General features: G+C 55.2%; 18 protein-coding genes. 10 read left to right on the forward strand and 8 right to left on the reverse strand.

What is annotated here, in order from left to right; all coding sequences use genetic code 11:
• Positions 1-71: 71 nt before the first annotated feature.
• Positions 72-284, reverse strand: coding sequence for a YdgH/BhsA/McbA-like domain containing protein (locus ABLV78_RS04675; RefSeq protein ID WP_015369896.1), 213 nt, complete (start codon positions 282-284; stop codon positions 72-74).
• Positions 285-653: 369 nt separating this feature from the next.
• Between ABLV78_RS04675 and ABLV78_RS04680 the strand changes: the two genes are divergently transcribed.
• On the forward strand, positions 654-971 hold the full coding sequence (locus ABLV78_RS04680; protein ID WP_032709056.1) for an antibiotic biosynthesis monooxygenase family protein: 318 nt from the start codon (positions 654-656) through the stop codon (positions 969-971).
• A 21-nt stretch (positions 972-992) separates the two neighbouring features.
• Positions 993-1,694: an ArsR/SmtB family transcription factor gene (locus ABLV78_RS04685; RefSeq protein WP_047044179.1), complete on the forward strand. Its 702-nt coding sequence runs from the start codon at positions 993-995 to the stop codon at positions 1,692-1,694.
• A 21-nt stretch (positions 1,695-1,715) separates the two neighbouring features.
• On the opposite strand, the gene ABLV78_RS04690 is transcribed toward ABLV78_RS04685, so the two are convergent.
• The 5 genes from ABLV78_RS04690 to ABLV78_RS04710 form a co-directional block, all read right to left on the reverse strand.
• Entirely contained in the window at positions 1,716-2,300 is a 585-nt protein-coding gene (locus ABLV78_RS04690) for a helix-turn-helix transcriptional regulator (protein ID WP_045396712.1), read from the reverse strand.
• A gap of 5 nt (positions 2,301-2,305) precedes the next feature.
• On the reverse strand, positions 2,306-3,010 hold the full coding sequence (locus ABLV78_RS04695; RefSeq protein ID WP_045396640.1) for a flagellar brake protein: 705 nt from the start codon (positions 3,008-3,010) through the stop codon (positions 2,306-2,308).
• 400 nt (positions 3,011-3,410) lie between these two features.
• Positions 3,411-4,277: an aldo/keto reductase family oxidoreductase gene (locus ABLV78_RS04700; protein WP_165430583.1), complete on the reverse strand. Its 867-nt coding sequence runs from the start codon at positions 4,275-4,277 to the stop codon at positions 3,411-3,413.
• A gap of 115 nt (positions 4,278-4,392) precedes the next feature.
• On the reverse strand, positions 4,393-5,622 hold the full coding sequence (locus ABLV78_RS04705) for an amino acid permease (protein WP_047044181.1): 1,230 nt from the start codon (positions 5,620-5,622) through the stop codon (positions 4,393-4,395).
• 139 nt (positions 5,623-5,761) lie between these two features.
• Positions 5,762-6,223: a multidrug/biocide efflux PACE transporter gene (locus ABLV78_RS04710; RefSeq protein ID WP_045396647.1), complete on the reverse strand. Its 462-nt coding sequence runs from the start codon at positions 6,221-6,223 to the stop codon at positions 5,762-5,764.
• A 102-nt stretch (positions 6,224-6,325) separates the two neighbouring features.
• On the opposite strand from ABLV78_RS04710, the gene ABLV78_RS04715 reads away from it, so the two are divergent.
• The 4 genes from ABLV78_RS04715 to araE all read left to right on the forward strand — a co-directional run bounded on the left by ABLV78_RS04715 (position 6,326) and on the right by araE (position 11,333).
• Positions 6,326-7,201 carry a LysR family transcriptional regulator gene (locus ABLV78_RS04715; protein ID WP_045396649.1) on the forward strand — a complete coding sequence of 292 codons (876 nt, stop codon included), beginning with the start codon at positions 6,326-6,328 and terminating at the stop codon, positions 7,199-7,201.
• A 111-nt stretch (positions 7,202-7,312) separates the two neighbouring features.
• Positions 7,313-8,491: an acetyl-CoA C-acetyltransferase gene (locus tag ABLV78_RS04720; RefSeq protein ID WP_045396653.1), complete on the forward strand. Its 1,179-nt coding sequence runs from the start codon at positions 7,313-7,315 to the stop codon at positions 8,489-8,491.
• 366 nt (positions 8,492-8,857) lie between these two features.
• Positions 8,858-9,619 carry a 2-dehydro-3-deoxy-D-gluconate 5-dehydrogenase KduD gene (gene kduD / locus ABLV78_RS04725; RefSeq protein ID WP_047044182.1) on the forward strand — a complete coding sequence of 254 codons (762 nt, stop codon included), beginning with the start codon at positions 8,858-8,860 and terminating at the stop codon, positions 9,617-9,619.
• Positions 9,620-9,914: 295 nt separating this feature from the next.
• On the forward strand, positions 9,915-11,333 hold the full coding sequence (gene araE / locus ABLV78_RS04730) for an arabinose-proton symporter AraE (RefSeq protein WP_015369908.1): 1,419 nt from the start codon (positions 9,915-9,917) through the stop codon (positions 11,331-11,333).
• Here the strand turns inward: araE and ABLV78_RS04735 are convergent, their stop codons facing one another.
• Positions 11,334-12,329 carry a LacI family DNA-binding transcriptional regulator gene (locus ABLV78_RS04735; protein ID WP_047044184.1) on the reverse strand — a complete coding sequence of 332 codons (996 nt, stop codon included), beginning with the start codon at positions 12,327-12,329 and terminating at the stop codon, positions 11,334-11,336.
• 223 nt (positions 12,330-12,552) lie between these two features.
• Here ABLV78_RS04735 and ABLV78_RS04740 point away from each other — a divergent pair, with 223 nt between their 5' ends.
• The 4 genes from ABLV78_RS04740 (at position 12,553) to ABLV78_RS04755 (ending at position 17,479) form a co-directional block, all read left to right on the forward strand.
• Complete coding sequence (locus ABLV78_RS04740; protein ID WP_045373827.1) at positions 12,553-13,794, forward strand: MFS transporter; 1,242 nt, start codon at positions 12,553-12,555, stop codon at positions 13,792-13,794.
• A gap of 18 nt (positions 13,795-13,812) precedes the next feature.
• Complete coding sequence (locus ABLV78_RS04745; protein ID WP_047044319.1) at positions 13,813-15,243, forward strand: glycoside hydrolase family 32 protein; 1,431 nt, start codon at positions 13,813-13,815, stop codon at positions 15,241-15,243.
• A gap of 108 nt (positions 15,244-15,351) precedes the next feature.
• On the forward strand, positions 15,352-16,707 hold the full coding sequence (locus ABLV78_RS04750; protein ID WP_047044186.1) for a carbohydrate porin: 1,356 nt from the start codon (positions 15,352-15,354) through the stop codon (positions 16,705-16,707).
• 79 nt (positions 16,708-16,786) lie between these two features.
• Positions 16,787-17,479 carry an aspartate/glutamate racemase gene (locus ABLV78_RS04755; RefSeq protein WP_047044188.1) on the forward strand — a complete coding sequence of 231 codons (693 nt, stop codon included), beginning with the start codon at positions 16,787-16,789 and terminating at the stop codon, positions 17,477-17,479.
• On the opposite strand, the gene ABLV78_RS04760 is transcribed toward ABLV78_RS04755, so the two are convergent.
• Positions 17,466-18,392, reverse strand: coding sequence for a LysR family transcriptional regulator (locus ABLV78_RS04760; RefSeq protein WP_045396671.1), 927 nt, complete (start codon positions 18,390-18,392; stop codon positions 17,466-17,468). The two genes, ABLV78_RS04755 and ABLV78_RS04760, sit on opposite strands and share 14 nt — an antisense overlap.
• Positions 18,393-18,451: the final 59 nt, after the last annotated feature.

The raw sequence follows: 18,451 nt of genomic DNA on the forward strand, positions 1-18,451 counted from the left end.
TGTTACGTGGCGGGAGCCAGACCAGCCGTCCTGAGACGACCTGTCCGGCAGCTCCCTCTGCGACCATTCGGTTATTTAGACAGTTCCGCCGTCATGTGTACCTGATTACCGGTATAGGCTTCGGTAATGTGGTAAGAGGCGCCCTGATCTTTAGCGATAGCAGCGATTTTTGCTTCTGCGTTGTCCAGGGTATCAGAGGTCACGCTCACCGGGTGAGCCGCGAAGCTTGCGAAAGAAACCAGAGACAGCATACCAGCAGCAGCAAGTAATTTTACGTTTTTCATGGTGTTTATCCTTTTAACTTTTATGGTGGAAAGCGTTGTGCTTTCGATGGGTTTATAATAAGTCTGCTAACTATAACGTACGTTGCAAAAAGTGCGATTTAGATCACATTTTTATGACGGCTGGATGACCAATGATTGACGTTTTATTAAAAATATAATTAAAAACAATTAGTTATAATTCATTGCTGATACTAATGGTTTCCTTCGCTTCGCGTTTTATCCTCGCCAAATTTGGGTTTGATATTGATTGCGTGAATGGTTTGGTCGTTTTCTGGCCTGTCACGCCGGCGATACTTCGCCCGCTGGCGAAGCATTGATTGCGAACGACGCGCTACAGTGCGGCTTTATTCGTTACTGGAGGAAAAAACCATGATTGCGGTACTCTTTGAAGCACAGGTCACGCCAGCGCAGCAGGAACGATATCTCGCGCTGGCGGCGCAATTGAAACCGCTGCTGGAGACCATCGACGGCTTTATCGCCATCGAGCGTTTTCAAAGCCTCAGTGCGCCGGGAAAGATATTGTCGCTGTCGTGGTGGCGGGACGAACAGGCGGTGACGGCCTGGAAGCGCAATATTTGTCATCAGGCGGCGCAGCGGGAAGGGCGGGAGTCTATCTTTGCTGATTATCAGATTCGCGTGGCGCAGGTACTGCGTGAATACCAGATGCAGAGTTCACGTTCTGCGTAACCAATATTAAGCGGAGGCACTATGTTGCACCCTGCGGTTGTCATTGATGATGACGAAGCGCTGGCCGTCGCGATGGCGGCGGTTGCCTCGGCGATGGCTGATCCTTCACGAGTGAAAATACTCTGCGCGCTAATGGATGGCCGGGCATGGACGGCGACTGAGCTCTCCGTCGCGGCGGATATTTCGCCGTCGACTGCCAGCGCGCATCTTAGCCGGTTAGTCAGCAGTCGCTTACTGATCTGCCTGGCGCAAGGGCGGCATCGCTACTATCGCCTGGCGGGCGGCGATGTCGCCGGATTGCTGGAAAATATGATGACCATGGCCGGAAAAAGCGCTGTGCCGTTGACTACGCGTACGCCGGGAACGCTGCGTATGGCGCGTACCTGCTACGATCATCTGGCGGGCGAGGTAGCCGTCGCCATCTATGATTTTCTGCAACAGCAAGCCTGGCTTACGGCAAATGGCGCAGCGCTTACTGCGGCGGGGAAGGCGAATTTCGCCCGCTTAGGCATAGCGTGTGATAACGGATCCCGCCGCAAAGCCTGCTGCGCCTGCCTCGACTGGAGCGAGCGCCGTTTTCATCTGGGTGGTGCCGCGGGCGCTGCCTTGTTGCAGTGGGGCGTGCAAAAAGGTTGGTTCACGCTGGTGCCCGGCTACCGCGAAGTGACAATTAGCGAACCCGGTAAGCGAGCGCTGCGTCAACATTTTGCTCTGGCGTTGTAGGCCCGGCGACGGTATGCCCGTTCAGCAGTGATTCATATTGACGATTTGCTTATGCATCACCTGCGAGCTATTCATTCCCAACTTTTTCATGATGTGAATGCGATGGCTGTGCACCGTCTTATGGTCGATATTGAGCAGCGAGGCAATTCGCTTATTGTTATTGCAGGCGATAATAAGTTCCAGTACCTGCAGCTCTCTGGCCGTCAGCTTTCGCTGCGTGCGCAAATACCGGGACTGCGGGTTTTCATCCTGCGTTCTGGTAATTGCCGAAAATGCGTCTAAGGAAGATTTTTCCGTCAGGATTAACAGGTTTTCCAGATCTATTAATTCCCGGCACAGATTGGCGATATCGCTTTTTACCATCAATACCAACAATGTACAGCGCGAGAAATGAAAGCGCAGTTTGTTGAGTAATACGACCGTATCGGCAGCGGATATATCCTTGTGGATCATATTGAGGATCACCGTCTCAGCCAGGGGCGCGACGCCCCCTTGTACGATGTCCTGATAACTGGCCTGGGTGATATCCTGGTGAATATCGCTCAGATAATCGTGAATAGATTGGCCAATGATATTGTCGTCGGTGTACAGCAAGATATTGTTCAAGGGCATTAAACTCTCTTCTTCCGCTTGGCTTCCAGAATCAAATCGATCAGCGTTTTTTCTATTTTCTTCCTGTCGTCGCTGCGGCGGAACTTAAACTGACAGGAAATCTGATAGTAGTTTTCCTGATTCTTCTCTTCGCTATCCAGCGTGACCATCGCCACGTTCTTGATAACCAGATCAACGGTGATTTCGCCATATTCCGCCAGAGACAGAATGGCGTTTTTCAACGTTGAGTTGTTGGCCAGGAATTTCAGGTTTGGACTTTGCGCAATCAGCGCGCAGCCGCCATCAGAAATATCTTTGATATCAAAAGCATAGTTTTCGCCATTTTTATGGCGGCCATGACAAAAGAAATCATTCTCATCGCGCAAACGAAATCTGGGATCTCGTCGTCTTTGTACAACCTGGATGCATTCTGGTAACGCAAATGCCACCTTATTGCTATTCTCCGCGCCGCCAGCGGAATTCTTCTGCCGCTGGGAGGTGAACTCGATCTTTCCTGAATCGCTATGCAGAATAAATTTGAATTTATTCCCCGCCGGGATTTTGCTCTCGCTGCGGATATGGAATTCAGCAAAATCGACACGCGCAATCTGAGTACTGATGCTTTTGTTATTAAAGAAAATTTCTATCTCTGTTTGCTTTCTCTGTTCCTCTCTGAAAATAGCAATGATTTCATACTTACTGGTTTTTATCGTTCCCTCTATCATGGGTAATCCTTGTTGAATCGTTACTGTGCATAGTTAATTTTTTTTACAGCAATAGCGACATACTGATTATGTTAACCAGATGTTTTTGTGAACGTTCGATGATATTGACTATCTTTGTGGCCAAATTGATTTGTATAAACGTCGAAGCCGATATTGTTTTTTCCTGTAATCAAGAGTGTTAACAAAAACCATAGAACAATACAAACGACAACAGCCTCCCAATTAGGAGGCCTAAGAAATAACGTAACTCAATGCAATTTATAAGGTTATTGCCCGGATAAGGAATCAGCAAAACCCGATTTGTAGGATATATAGTGCCAGCAGAGATGGCCTAATTCCAGCTTAATATTAAGGGGATAACCCTTTACGACAAACGCCGTAAAGGGGGGAGTTGACGCCATCAGCCGGTGATGTTATCCAGCGTCGCCAGCGCCTCGGCGGGCAGAGAAAGCGTCGCGGCGGCGAGATTTTCCCGTAAATGCGCCACCGATGAGGTGCCCGGAATCAGCAAAATATTCGGCGAGCGCTGTAGTAGCCACGCCAGCGCCACCTGCATCGGCGTGGCGTTGAGCCCGGCGGCAACCTCGTTAAGTTCCCGCGCCTGTAGCGGCGTAAAACCACCCAGCGGGAAGAACGGCACGTAGGCGATGTTTTGCTGCACCAGCGCGTCGATTAACGCGTCGTCACCGCGGTTAGCGATGTTGTATTGGTTTTGCACGCAGACGATGGGGGTCAGCTTCTGCGCATCGGCAACCTGTCTGGCGGTGACGTTACTCAGACCGATGTGGCGAATCAGACCGCGGGCTTTGAGTTCCAGTAAGGTCGTTAGCGGTTCTTCCAGCGAACCTTCCACCGGGCCGTGGGTGCCGAGCATACTGCGTAAATTCACTACCTCCAGCCTCTCCAGGCCGAAGTTACGCAGGTTATCTTCGACGGCCTGGGTGAGTTCCGCCGGCGACATCGCAGGTAGCCAGTTGCCTTTCTCATCGCGGCGGGCGCTGACTTTGGTAACGATACACAGATCATCGCCATAGGGATGCAGCGCCTGACGAATCAGCTGATTGGTGATGTGCGGGCCGTAGAAATCGGAGGTATCGATATGATTCACCCCGGCGGCGACGGCTTCTTGCAGAACGCGAATGGCGGCGTCAGGATCTTTTGGCGGGCCAAATACGCCGGGGCCGGCGAGCTGCATGGCGCCGTATCCAAGCCGGTAAACCTGACGGTCGCCTAAGGTCGCGACCCCGGATAATGTTACGTTGGACATAATGACTCCCTCCGATGATAGGCAAGGAGTAAGTGTAATCCCGTCAGGGAGAGGTAATGGGCGAGAATGTTGGCAGAACGTGCGGCGACGCTGAGGGCGTCGCCGCAGGGGAGATTTAACTGAAGAACATCACCGAGACGCAGAGCAGGCCGACGATCAAGGTAATGAGATTACCCAGTGAACGATAGGGCTTGAGCGCCGGGATAATGTAGGTCGACAGCGTCGGCATGATGAACAGAATCATGGCGATAAGCGGGCCGCTGATGGCGTAAATCATCGAGATGGCGTTCGGATTGATAAAGCAGACGATGAAAGTCAGCGCCGAGACCAGCATAATCGACATGGCGCGGTTAAAGGCGCGGCTCTTGCGAATACCGAGCTGGCCGAGAGACGTTTTAACGATCTCGCTGGCGCCTTCGATCACCCCAAAATAGGTGCCGAGGAACGATTTCGACATCGCGACCACCGCGACGATAATGCCGGTCACCGCCAGCCAGCCCGGCGCGCCCGGCGCCATGGAGAGCGCAGAGAGAATCGTCACCCCTTCATTACGCGCGGCTTCGATGTACGGCAGCGGAATGGACAGCAGGCAACTGAAGACAAAAAACAGCACGCTGGCGCAGATGATGGTGTAGGCCACCTTCATGATTTTTTTGCATTTACCCATGGCCAGCTCACCATATTTCTCCTGCTGATCGATAGCGAAGGTCGAAATAATCGGCGTATGGCTAAAAGCGAAAACCATCACGGGAATTGAGATCCAGATTTGGTGCCAGGTCTTTGCGTTCAGCTGCATCTGGCTGGTGAGATGTTCCGGTTGCCAGCTGCCAATCAGGTAGATGGAGAGGAACAGGAAACAGCCAATTAGCGGGAAGACGAGGAATCCCATCACTTTGATGGTCATATGGCGCCCCATCAGGAAGATCAGATTCAGTACCAGCACCACGGCAAGGCTCAGCAGGGCGCGTACCCCAGGAGTCATCGCTACGTGTCTCGCCAGTTGTTCCGCCAGCGAATTAGTGATCGCCACGGCGTAGATCAGGATCACCACGAAGAAGGCGAGGAAGTACAGGCTGGTGATCAGATTGCCGACTTTTTTGCCGTAGTAATGCTTGACCGCGCCGGTGATCCCTTCACCGGCAGCCACTTTGGCCGACAGAATGAATTGACACAGTGCTTTATGCGGCCAGTAGGTTAACGGCCAGGCAACCAGAGCGGTGAGGAACAGCACGATGGCGCCGGCCGAACCGAGTTGAATCGGCAGGAATAGGGTGCCGGCGCCTACGGCAGTGCCATATAGAGCAAAACTCCATAGAGTTTCTTCTTTAGACCAAATTTTAGACATTATGCGAATTTATCAACCGTATAACCCAAAAAAAGGAGTGCAATTTACCACATTTATGAATCGTTTGCGGTGATAGTTTTCGGTGATAAATAAACCCGCGGATCGCCAAAGGGTTAGACGATCCGCGCGATCGAGAACGTTAATTATTCGGCAGACTCTGCGGCTGGCGATACTTCAGGACGCGCACGCGCAGCGTATCCCACGCCCAGTTAAAGAACATGGTGTAGGGCAGGAAGAACAGCATAAAGCCGATTTCCAGCATAAATGCCTGCACCAGCGACACGCCGAGTACCAGCGCGACAACGGTGACGCCGATGATGATAAAGCCGCACTCAAAGCCGATGGCATGCAGCGCGCGCACCCGCAACGTACGCGCCAGGCGTGAAACCGGCCACAGACGGTCGAAGGCGGCGTTATAGATCAGGTTCCAGACCATCGCCATGGTGGCGAGCAAAATGGCCAAGCCGCCCATTTCGACCACCGATCGCTGCATTAACCAGGCCGCGGTCGGGGCCAGAATTAACGTGGCGAGGCCTTCAAAGCTCACCGCGTGGAGTACGCGTTCCAGTAGCGTCTTATGTTGCAGGTTATTGGTTTTCATTTTGGGATACCTCTTGTTAGTTCTGTCATCCAGATTTACCCGGCATTTTATGGAAAAATGTGATAAACAAAAGTTAGATTCCATCGATAAAGTAGATAGGTTATGCACTATTCTCCCGAAGCTCTCACCGCCTTTGTAGAAGCCGCCGCCAGCGGTTCGTTCTCCGCCGCCGCCCGGCGGATGCGTAAAAGTCAATCCACCGTCAGTACCGCGATTTCGAATCTTGAAACCGACCTGGGGTTAACTCTGTTCGATCGTTCCACTCGCCAGCCGACGCTAACCGCGCAGGGCGAGCAGGTGCTGGGTTATGTGAAAGCAATACTGGCCGCCAGTTCTCGGCTGGATGAGCTCGCCAGTTCGTTATCGGGTAATACCGAACCGCGGTTGACCTTCGTCTTGTCGGATACCCTGCACCCGGATGTACTGGAGGATTTGCTGGAACAGTTCGATCGGCGTTTTCCGCATACCGAGTTTGAATGCCTGATTGGCGAAGATGAAGATGTGGTGGATCTGCTGCAAAAGGAGCGTGCGCAGGTGGGGCTTATCGAAGCCAGGGACAGTTATCCGATGGAGATCGGCAGCATGCGCTTACCGTTGCAAACGGCGATGGGGATTTATGTTGCGCCGGGGCATCCGCTGGCCGGTCAGGGGCGGGTTTTCTGGGATGATCTGCACGGCTGGCGTGAACTGCGGCTTAGCACTTATCTTGAGAGCGCGCCGGATCCCTCGCGCGGCCAGGTATGGTCGGCGCCCAACTATTTGCTGCTGCTGAGTATGGCGGTGCAGGGCTTTGGCTGGTGTATTTTGCCCTGCGCGCTGGTGGAAGAGTTCGCCGGTAGCGGCAAGCTTAAAGCGTTGAATATCGCCGGCTGGCCGCGGTCGATCTCGGTGGATCTGTTATGGAACAAGCGTACGCCGCTGGGGGAAGCGGGCAGCTGGCTGCGCCAACATCTTGAAGGGCAAGGCCGCGAGTCGTGACGGCGAACTTTGTGAACCGCCTCACTTTTTTTAAACAATTGCGAAATTTTTTGATAACAATTCTCTACTATAACGGCATCTATTGATGGTTCTTTGCGCAGAAGGTAAAGGATGAAAGATGTCGTGATCGTCGGCGCGTTGCGTACGCCCATCGGCTGTTTTCAGGGAACGCTGGCGCGTCACTCGGCGGTGGAATTGGGCAGCGTGGTGGTGAAGGCGTTAGTCGAGCGGAGCGGAATCGATCCGCAGTGCATTGATGAAGTGATCCTCGGTCAGGTGCTGACCGCGGGTACCGGGCAGAATCCGGCGCGCCAGTCGGCGATCCGCGGCGGGCTGCCGAATACCGTCTCGGCGATCACCATCAACGACGTTTGCGGTTCCGGGCTGAAAGCGCTGCACCTGGCGACCCAGGCCATCCAGTGCGGCGAAGCGGATGTAGTGATCGCCGGCGGCCAGGAAAACATGAGCCGTGCGCCGCATGTGCTTACCGACAGCCGAACCGGCGCGCAGCTGGGCAATAGCCAGCTTATCGACAGCCTGGTGCATGATGGTCTGTGGGACGCTTTCAATGATTACCATATGGGCGTAACGGCGGAAAATCTGGCGCGGGAGTATGGGATCAGCCGTGAACTACAGGACGCCTGGGCGCTTAGCTCGCAGCAAAAAGCGCGGCGGGCGATAGACTCCGGGCGGTTCCGCGATGAGATCGTGCCGGTCGCCACCGAGCATAACGGCAGTAAACGGCTGGTGGATACCGACGAGCAGCCGCGGATGGACGCCAGCGCTGAGGGATTAGCCAGCCTGATGCCCACCTTCGACCAGTTAGGGTCGGTGACAGCGGGTAATGCATCGAGTATTAACGATGGCGCGGCGGCGGTGATGATGATGAGCGAGTCAAAGGCCCAGGAGCTGGGGCTGCCGATTCTGGCGCGCATTCGCGCCTTCGCCAGCGTCGGCGTCGATCCGGCGCTAATGGGTATCGCGCCGGTACATGCTACCCGGCGCTGCCTTGAGCGCGCGGGCTGGCGGCTGGATGAGGTTGACTTAATCGAAGCCAATGAAGCTTTTGCCGCCCAGGCGATTTCCGTTGGCAGAGTGCTGGAATGGGATGAACGCCGGGTTAACGTTAACGGCGGGGCTATCGCCCTTGGCCATCCAATTGGCGCGTCCGGCTGCCGGATTCTGGTGTCGCTGGTACATGAAATGATTAAGCGCGATGCGCGTAAAGGGCTCGCGACGCTGTGTATCGGCGGCGGGCAGGGCGTTGCGCTGGCGGTGGAGCGCGCATAATAGGGTTTCGCGCCGTCCCCGGCGCGAGGCCCATCATCCCCGTCGATCTTCCATTCTTCATTTTTTTACCTGATTTTCTTTCTTCGCGGTTATTTTTTAAAGATAACCTAACTCACTGTATTTATAGCTTTTGTATAGGTCACCAGCTTCTGGCTATGTGATCCGTTTTGCGTTTTTATCATTTTTAATCACAAAAAATGAAACGTTGTTTTAATTGTCGTTGAAAATGATTTTTCAGCGGTCTACTATGTGACCATTAGCAAAACGGAACTCTGTTTTATTTTTATGATGGGGACGCCCCAGGAGTTCTTCTTAGCCTCAGAACCTTGCCTGTGGTGAGCAGGCCGTGAAAGAAAGGAACCAGATATGATTCTTGATGCATTCTCTCTTCAGGGGAAAGTCGCGGTAGTGACTGGCTGCGACACCGGTTTAGGCCAGGGCATGGCGGTTGGGCTGGCGGAAGCGGGCTGCGATATCGTCGGTATTAACATCGTTGAACCGACGGAAACCATTGAGCGCGTTAGCGCGCTGGGGCGTCGTTTTTTGAGCCTCACCGCCGACCTGCGACAGATTGATGGTATTCCGCAGTTGCTTGAGCGTGCGGTGGCGGAATTTGGCCACATCGATATTCTGGTCAATAACGCGGGGCTTATCCGCCGTCAGGATGCTATCGAATTCAGCGAGAAAGACTGGGATGACGTCATGAATCTGAACATCAAAAGCGTCTTTTTCATGTCCCAGGCCGCGGCGAAGCACTTCATCGCCCAGGGTAACGGCGGCAAGATCATCAATATCGCCTCCATGCTGTCGTTCCAGGGCGGGATCCGCGTGCCGTCCTATACCGCCTCGAAAAGCGGCGTTATGGGCGTGACGCGCCTGCTGGCCAACGAATGGGCGAAGCATAATATCAATGTTAACGCCATTGCCCCCGGCTACATGGCAACCAACAATACCCAGCAGCTGCGCGCCGATGAACAGCGCAGCGCGGAAATTCTCGACCGTATCCCGGCCGGCCGCTGGGGCTTGCCGAGCGATTTAATGGGGCCGGTGGTGTTTCTCGCCTCCCGCGCATCCGATTACATTAACGGTTACACCGTGGCGGTAGATGGCGGTTGGCTGGCGCGCTAACAGACATAAGTCGAACAACCCGCCAACCGGCGGGTTGTTTTCTGAACAATAATCGTCCATATCATGAGGTTTAAATAATCCATACTCGTTAGTAATGGAAAATAAAATACTCGCCATACATCAGGGTTGTTTTGACGATCGGACAGCATTTTTTGCATAAGATAAAGTTTAATGTCCATCACAAAAACAATGCTACCAGCCGTTTTATCCATATCTTCGCCATCTCCCGCCTGACACCTTAGCCCTGCGATCCCGTACTTTCACTGCACGCATACTCTGTTGAGGCAGGAAAAAAATGACTTCATTGACCACCGATCCGGGTTTACTCCCCAATGCGCAGCGCAACACCCGGCGCATGAACCAGTTTGTCTCCATTGCCGCCGCGGTGGCGGGTTTGTTATTCGGCCTTGATATTGGCGTGATTGCCGGGGCGCTCCCCTTCATTACCGATCATTTCGTGTTATCCAGCCGTCTGCAGGAGTGGGTAGTCAGCAGTATGATGCTGGGCGCGGCGATTGGCGCGCTGTTCAACGGCTGGCTCTCATTCCGTCTTGGCCGTAAATACAGCCTGATGGTCGGCGCAGTGCTATTTGTTGCGGGCTCTATCGGCTCGGCATTCGCCACCAGCGTCGAGATGCTGCTGGCGGCGCGCATTGTCCTTGGCGTCGCCGTCGGTATCGCCTCCTATACCGCGCCGCTCTATCTTTCTGAAATGGCGAGTGAAAACGTTCGTGGCAAGATGATCAGCATGTATCAGTTGATGGTCACGCTTGGCATCGTGCTGGCGTTCTTATCCGATACCGCTTTCAGCTACAGCGGCAACTGGCGAGCGATGCTTGGCGTGCTGGCGCTGCCGGCGGTATTGCTGATTATCCTGGTGGTGTTCCTGCCTAACAGCCCGCGCTGGCTGGCGGAAAAAGGCCGCCATATCGAGGCCGAAGAAGTGCTGCGCATGCTGCGCGATACCTCGGAAAAGGCGCGCGATGAGCTGAATGAAATCCGCGAAAGCCTGAAGTTGAAGCAGGGCGGTTGGGCGCTGTTCAAAGTGAACCGCAACGTGCGTCGGGCGGTGTTCCTCGGCATGTTATTGCAGGCGATGCAGCAGTTTACCGGCATGAATATCATCATGTATTACGCGCCGCGGATCTTCAAAATGGCCGGTTTTACCACCACCGAGCAGCAGATGATCGCCACTCTGGTGGTCGGCCTGACCTTTATGTTCGCGACCTTTATCGCGGTGTTTACCGTCGATAAGGCCGGACGTAAACCGGCGTTGAAAATCGGCTTTAGCGTGATGGCGTTGGGCACCCTGGTGCTGGGCTATTGTCTGATGCAGTTTGATAACGGTACCGCCGGTAGCGGCCTCTCCTGGCTGTCGGTGGGGATGACCATGATGTGTATTGCCGGATACGCGATGAGCGCCGCGCCGGTAGTGTGGATCCTCTGCTCTGAGATCCAGCCGCTGAAATGCCGCGACTTCGGTATCACCTGTTCGACCACCACCAACTGGGTATCGAACATGATTATTGGCGCGACCTTCCTGACGCTGCTGGACGCGATTGGCGCGGCAGGCACGTTCTGGCTCTATACCGCGCTGAACGTGGCCTTTATCGGCGTGACCTTCTGGCTGATCCCGGAAACTAAAAACGTGACGCTGGAGCATATCGAACGCAAGCTGATGTCCGGCGAAAAGCTGCGTAACATCGGCAACTGATCACATTGATTCGCGCGGCAGCCACGGGCTGGGAACCTTAACGGTATCCCGATGGCTGTCGCCGTTAATGATATGCAGGGCGCTCAGGCGGCCAATTTCATAATGCGGTAACTGCACCGTCGACAGCGGCGGCAGGAACAGATCGCCAATCCCCACCATGTTGTCATAACCCACCACCGCCACATCTTCAGGAATTCGCAGGCCCTGCGCCAGCAGCGTCTGGTAGACCATAAAAGCGATGCGATCGTTGCCGCACACCACGGAATCAAACCGCGGTTTACCTTGCTCAATATGGGCCAGCAGCTGGCCGGGAATATCGCGATAGTGTTCGTCACCGTAGGTCATATAGCCGTGATCGAGCGTATCCGGATCAACCTGCGCCTCACGGCAGGCGCGTTCCAGCCCCTGTCGGCGGCGTATCGTCGCCAGATGCCTGGCCGGAAGATGCAAACAGAGCGGGCGGCGATAGCCGGCGGCCAGTAGCGCTTTCACCGCGTCGTACTGGCCCTGCTCATCATCCGGAATATAGCTGGCGACGTTCTCGTTCAGGCTTTCGCAGTTGGCCAGCACGCAGGGCAGCGTCAACAATTTGCTCGGCAGCGGGACCTGGCGCAGCCCCATGGTGGTGTAGATAATGCCGTCCGGGCGATGGGAAAGCAGCAGGTCGAGTATGGCATCAGGGTTGTCGTCCGAGAACATGTTGACCACAAAGCTGTTCCAGCCGTGGGCCCGCGCCGTCTCTTCGATAGAGAGCGTTATCTCTACCGAGAATGGGGTGGTCACCGTGTCCAGCGCCAGCACGCCGATGGTGCTTGGGGTTGCCCGGGCGCCGCGAATTTTCTTTGCCGACAGATCGGGCACGTAATTGGTCTGTTCAATCGCCGCCTGTACGCGGGCGAGCGTATCCGCCTTCAGGCGCTCCGGGCTGTTCAGCGCGCGGGATACCGTCATCAGTGAGACATTGGCTAGCTTCGCTACATCTTTCAGAGATGCCATGGTGATTACTCCGGTATACAACTAAGTCGCTGATGTAAAAGGATCATACGATAGTCTATCCCAGCCCGATGGTGAAGCATGGCGATGAATAGTTGATCGCGATCGCATCTCCATTATGTTAACGTTAACTTTTGTGATTAACATCATGAATCGTCACAAAACCAGATGAGAGTTGTTTTTTGTTAACGTTACCATTCGCGCATTACTCCAACACGAGAATGTCATGATGAAGACGCATCACTCTCACAGCTACCCCTTACTCAGTGCCTTACTGTTTTTCTTTTTTGTTACCTGGTCTTCTTCCGGCTCGCTGCTTTCCATCTGGCTACATCAGGAAGTGGGGCTGAAAGCCGGGGATACCGGCATTATCTACGCGGTGCTGTCGGTCTCGGCGCTATTCGCCCAGATTTGCTACGGTTTTATCCAGGATAAACTGGGGCTGCGCAAAAATTTACTCTGGTATATCACGGTCTTACTGATCCTTTCCGGGCCGGCCTATCTGCTGTTTGGCTATCTGCTCAAAATCAACGTGCTACTCGGCAGTATTTTTGGCGGCATCTACATCGGCCTGACCTTTAACGGCGGCATTGGCGTGCTGGAGTCCTATACCGAGCGCGTGGCGCGGCAAAGCCAGTTTGAATTCGGCAAAGCGCGGATGTGGGGATCGCTGGGCTGGGCGGTGGCGACCTTTTTCGCCGGGCTGCTGTTTAACATAAACCCACAGCTGAACTTCGCCGTCGCCAGCTGTTCCGGTCTGGTTTTCTTCATGCTGCTGGCGCGGCTTAAGGTCTCTTCAGCGCCGCATGCCATGCAGGAGGCGGTCAGTGGCGGTAAAGTCACCCTGGAAGACGCGCTGCGCCTGCTGACGCTGCCGCGTTTCTGGGCGCTGGTATTTTTCGTCGTCGGCACCTGTATTTACGGCGTTTACGACCAGCAGTTCCCGGTCTACTTCTCTTCGCAGTTCGCCACGCTGCATGAAGGGAACGCCATGTATGGCTATCTCAACTCCTTCCAGGTGTTCCTCGAAGCGGCGGGGATGTTCTGCGCCCCGTGGCTGGTCAACCGCATCGGCGCGAAAAACGGCCTGATCTTCGCCGGCATGGTGATGGCGATGCGCATGGTGGCCTCCGGGCTGGTGGAAGGTCCGGTTCTGATCTCGATTACGAAACTGCTGCACGCCGTGGAATTGCCGGTGCTGCTGGTTTCTATCTTCAAATACAACAGCCTGAACTTTGATAAACGCCTTTCATCCACCCTGTATCTGGTGGGTTTCGCCTGCACCAGTTCGGTTATCGCCACCGTCCTGTCGCCGCTGGCGGGCTATAGCTATGAAAAATACGGCTTCGCCGACTCCTATCTGATCATGGGACTGCTGGTGTTCTGCACCACCTTCATCTCCATCTTCCTGCTGCGATCCAATAAGGCCTCTTCGGATTCGCTCATGTCGCAGCCATCCACTATCTGACTGAAAAGAGAAATGAATATGATGTATTCCATTAGTAACGCGGAGCGGGAACTGCAGGCGAAAAGCGTGGATCTCAACCCGCGCTGGTATCCGCGTTATCACCTGGCTGCCCGTGCCGGCTGGATCAACGACCCCAACGGGCTGGTATGGTTCGACGGCTGGTACCACGCGTTTTATCAGCACCACCCGTATTCAAACCAGTGGGGGCCGATGCACTGGGGCCACGCGCGCAGCAAGGACCTTGTGCATTGGGAACACCTGCCGGTGGCGCTGGCGCCGGAAGGGCCGGAAGATAAAGACGGCTGTTTCTCCGGCTCGGCGGTGGTTGATGGCGATACGCTGGCGCTTATCTACACCGGCCATAAATTTCATGGCGATCCCGCTGATGAAAATAATCTGTACCAGGTGCAGTGTCTGGCGACCAGCCGCGACGGCATCCATTTTGAGCGCCAGGGGATGGTCATTGATACCCCGCCGGGGATGCACCATTTTCGCGACCCGAAAGTATGGCGTGAAGGTGAAAGCTGGTACATGGTGGTCGGCGCGCGGGTAGACGACGTCGGTCAGGTGCGGTTGTACCGTTCTGACGACCTGCGCCACTGGCAGGATGCCGGTATTCTTGCCCAGGCCGAAGCGGGGATGGGCTACATGTGGGAGTGCCCGGATTTCTTTGAACTCGATGGCAAGCGGGTGCTGATGTTCTCGCCGCAGGGGATGGCCGCGGACGGTTTTGCCCGGCGCAATTTATTCCAGAGCGGCTATCTGCTGGGGGACTGGCTGCCGGGGCAACCTTTCGTCCGCGAAGAGGCGTTTGTCGAACTCGACAGCGGCCACGATTTCTATGCGCCGCAAAGCTTCCTCACCCCTGATGGCCGACGGATTGTTATCGGCTGGCTGGACATGTGGGAGTCGCCGCTGCCGGAGCAGCAGGACGGTTGGGCCGGTATGCTCTCGCTGCCGCGCGAGTTAAGCCTCGGCGCGAATAATCGGTTACTGATGCGTCCGGCAAAAGAGGTGGAAGGCCTGCGCCGCGACTGGTTCCCGTGGCCTGTCAGTTCGTTGAAGAATCAGCAACTGACGATGGTAGAGCACTGCGAAACCATGGAGGTCAACCTGCATTGGGATACGGCCAATAGCTGCGCCGAGCAGTACGGTTTGAGCTTTGGCGAAGGGCTGAAGGTATATGTCGACAATCAGATGCAGCGACTGGTACTGGAGCGCCGCTATCCGCAATATGGTTTGTGCGGCACCCGCAGCGTTCCGTTACCCACCGGTTCGGCGCTGAAGCTGCGGTTATTTTTCGATAGCTCATCCGTTGAGGTTTTCGTCAATGACGGCGAAGCCTGCCTCAGCAGCCGTATTTATCCTGACGCGCAGCACAGAGAATTAGTTTTATTTTCCTGGAGCGGTAGCGCGGCATTAATTGATGGCGGAGCATGGGAGCTCTAATTAAATAGTAATTAACCCGAATAACCCGTTAGCAATCGCCGGCGGGTTTTCAATGTTTACCGAAAAAATAAAACAATACCTTTAATATATAATAAGCAGGGTCTAACGATGAATAAAATCTGGGTTGGATGTCTTATCTCGTCTTTATTTATTCCCGCCGCCGGCGCGCAGCCAACGCTTTCGCTTGAGGAGCGCCTGGCGCAGATGGAGCAGCGCTTAAAAGCCACCGAGCAGCGGGCGCGAAACGCCGAGGCGGAAATCCGCGAATTGAAGCAGCAGGAGCGCACGACGGCTAAAAGCAGCGCGCCAGCGCCCGCGACGGTTGCCGCGCCGGCGCTGGCGGTGAATAAAGATGTCGATTTAAAATTTTACGGTGATGTTGAATTTAATATGGATGGCGCCAGCCGAACCGGCAGCCTGACCTCGGTAAAAACCAGCGCGAATAAGAACTGGGCGCCGGGGGATAAAGAGCGCTGGGATATTAATGGGCGTATTTTGTTAGGATTTGATGGCTTACGTAAAGGCGCGAATGGTAAATATTCCGGCTTTAGCGTACAGCCGCTGGCGGATATGACCGGGAAAATGAATCTTGATGATGCCGTATTTTTCTTTGGTCAGGAAAATGACTGGAAAATAAAAGTGGGGCGCTTTGAAGCCTACGATATGTTCCCGCTAAATCAGGATACGTTTATTGAATATTCTGGTAATACCGCCAACGATCTCTATAGCGACGGTTACGGTTATATCTACATGATGAAAGAGGGGCGCGGGCGTAGCAGCAGCGGCGGTAATTTCCTGCTGAGCAAATATCTCGATAACTGGTACTTTGAGCTCAACACGCTGGTGGAAGACGGCAGCTCGTTATTCGTCGATCAAAACTATCACGGCAACGCGCTCGAAAATCATAAAAACGTGGTCTACGTGCGGCCGGTGGCGGCCTGGCAATCCGGCCCGTGGTCAGTGGCGGCGGCGGTTGAGAGCAACCTGGTGAACAATGCCTATGGCTATCAAAACCAGCATGAACGCTGGGTCGATCAGTCCAACCGTACCGGCTACGGACTGACCATGAGCTGGAATACGCTGAAAACCGATGCCGAGGATGGCATGGTGGTGAACCTCAGCACCGCTTATCTGGATGCGGCGGATGAAGAGGATTTCAGCGCCGGTATCAACGCGCTGTGGCATCGCGTCGAGCTGGGATATATCTACGCGCACAACAAAATCGACCAGTTTAATATGGCGGGCGTCAGCGGCGAGTGCGATGGCGACTGCGCGATTCTGACGCCGGGCCGCTATGACATCCACACGATCCATGCCTCCTGGCAACTGCCGAATATCATGGATATGCCGAACTTTAATATTTATCTCGGCGCCTATGCCTCATGGCTGGATTCGTCGGCCCAGCAGAGCGGGAACGACGACGAACGCTACGGCGCGCGCGTGCGCTTTAAATATTTCTTCTGATGTGGTCGCCGCCCAACAGCAACAGTGGAAAGTTATCGGCAGGTTTGCTTCACTGGAGCAAACCATAAAGGAGCAGATAATGAAAACCATCGGCCTGCTGGGCGGCATGAGCTGGGAATCCACCATTCCCTATTACCGGTTAATTAATGAAGGCATTAAAGCGCGGCTCGGCGGCCTGCATTCCGCCAGCCTGTTGCTACATAGCGTTGATTTTCATGAGATTGAGGCCTGCCAGTCGGCAGGTGAGTGGGAGCGCGCCGGCGAGATCCTCGCCGCGGCGGCGCTGGGGCTACAGCAGGCCGGCGCCGAGGGCATCGTGCTGTGCACCAACACCATGCATAAAGTGGCTGAGGCGATTGAAGCCCGCTGCGAAGTGCCGTTCCTGCATATCGCCGACGCCACCGGGCGGGCGATCAGCGCTAAAGGCCAGCGTCGGGTCGCGTTATTGGGCACCCGCTACACCATGGAGCAGGATTTTTATCGCGGCCGTCTGCAGCAGCAGTTTGCCATTGAGACGCTGATCCCGCAGGCCGACGATCGGGCGCGCATCAATCAAATTATTTTTGATGAGCTGTGCCTCGGCACCTTTAGCGACGCCTCGCGCGACTATTATCTGCAGGTCATCGCGGCGCTGGCGGCGCAGGGGGCGGAAGGCGTTATCTTCGGCTGCACCGAAATCGGCCTGTTGGTACCGGAAACGAGTAGCCCGCTGCCGGTATTTGATACCGCGGCGATCCATGCCGCCGACGCGGTGGAATTTATGCTCTCTTAAGTACCGCCGCCAGCGGCTGTTCGATACGCGGCAGGCTGGTTTGCAGATGCTGGACAAAGGCGTCGACCAGCGCGGAACCGGGGCGATGTAGCGGGCGGATTAGGCTGACGGTAAAGGGCACATCGACGCTGAAGCGCCGCACCACCACGCCGCTCTCAGCGTAGTCGAGGGCGGTGAGCGGGTTGACCACCGAAATGCCCGCTCCGGCGCGCACCAGCGCGCAGATCGACGCCGCGCTGTGGGTTTCAACCACCATCCGTCGTTTCACCTGGTGCTCCATAAACAGCGCGTCAAGCAGCTGGCGGTAGCTGTCGGTGCGCGACAGGCTGATATAGTTTTCGCCGTGGAAGTCGGCGGGGGTGAGTTCGGTTTTTGCGGCCAGCGGGTGATCCAGCGGCAGGACGCAGACCTCATTTAAGGTCAGCAGCGGCGTGCGCTCGGTGCCGGCCGGCGTATGCAGCGTTTCCGTTAACCCCAAATCATGGCGCTGGGCGGATAGCCACTCCTCCAGCAGCGGCGACTCCTGTGGCACGATCTGCAGGCTGACGTCCGGATAGCGCGCGAGGAACGGCTGCAGCAGCAGCGGCAGAAATGACTGCGAAAAGACCGGCAGACAGGCTACCGACAGCTCCCCCTGGCGGAATTCGCGCAGGCTTTCCGCGGCGCTAACGATGCGATCCAGCCCGTACCATGAACGCTGTACTTCTTCAAACAGTCGCAGCCCTTGCACCGTCGGCTGCAGACGGCCGCGGGCACGCTCAAACAGCTTTAAGCCGAGTACTTTCTCAAAACGCGCCAGTTCACGGCTGACCGTCGGCTGCGAGGTGTGCAGCATCCGCGCCGCTTCGGTCAGGTTGCCGGTGGTCATCACCGCGTGGAAAATCTCGATATGGCGTAAGTTGACGGCTGGCATGGGCGGCTCCCGGTTAGCATCAGATAGCCATATCATTTTTGCATAGACTCGCGACAAAA

This window comes from Klebsiella sp. CN_Kp075 (genome assembly GCF_040065055.2).
GTDB classification, from domain to species: Bacteria; Pseudomonadota; Gammaproteobacteria; order Enterobacterales; family Enterobacteriaceae; genus Klebsiella; species Klebsiella aerogenes.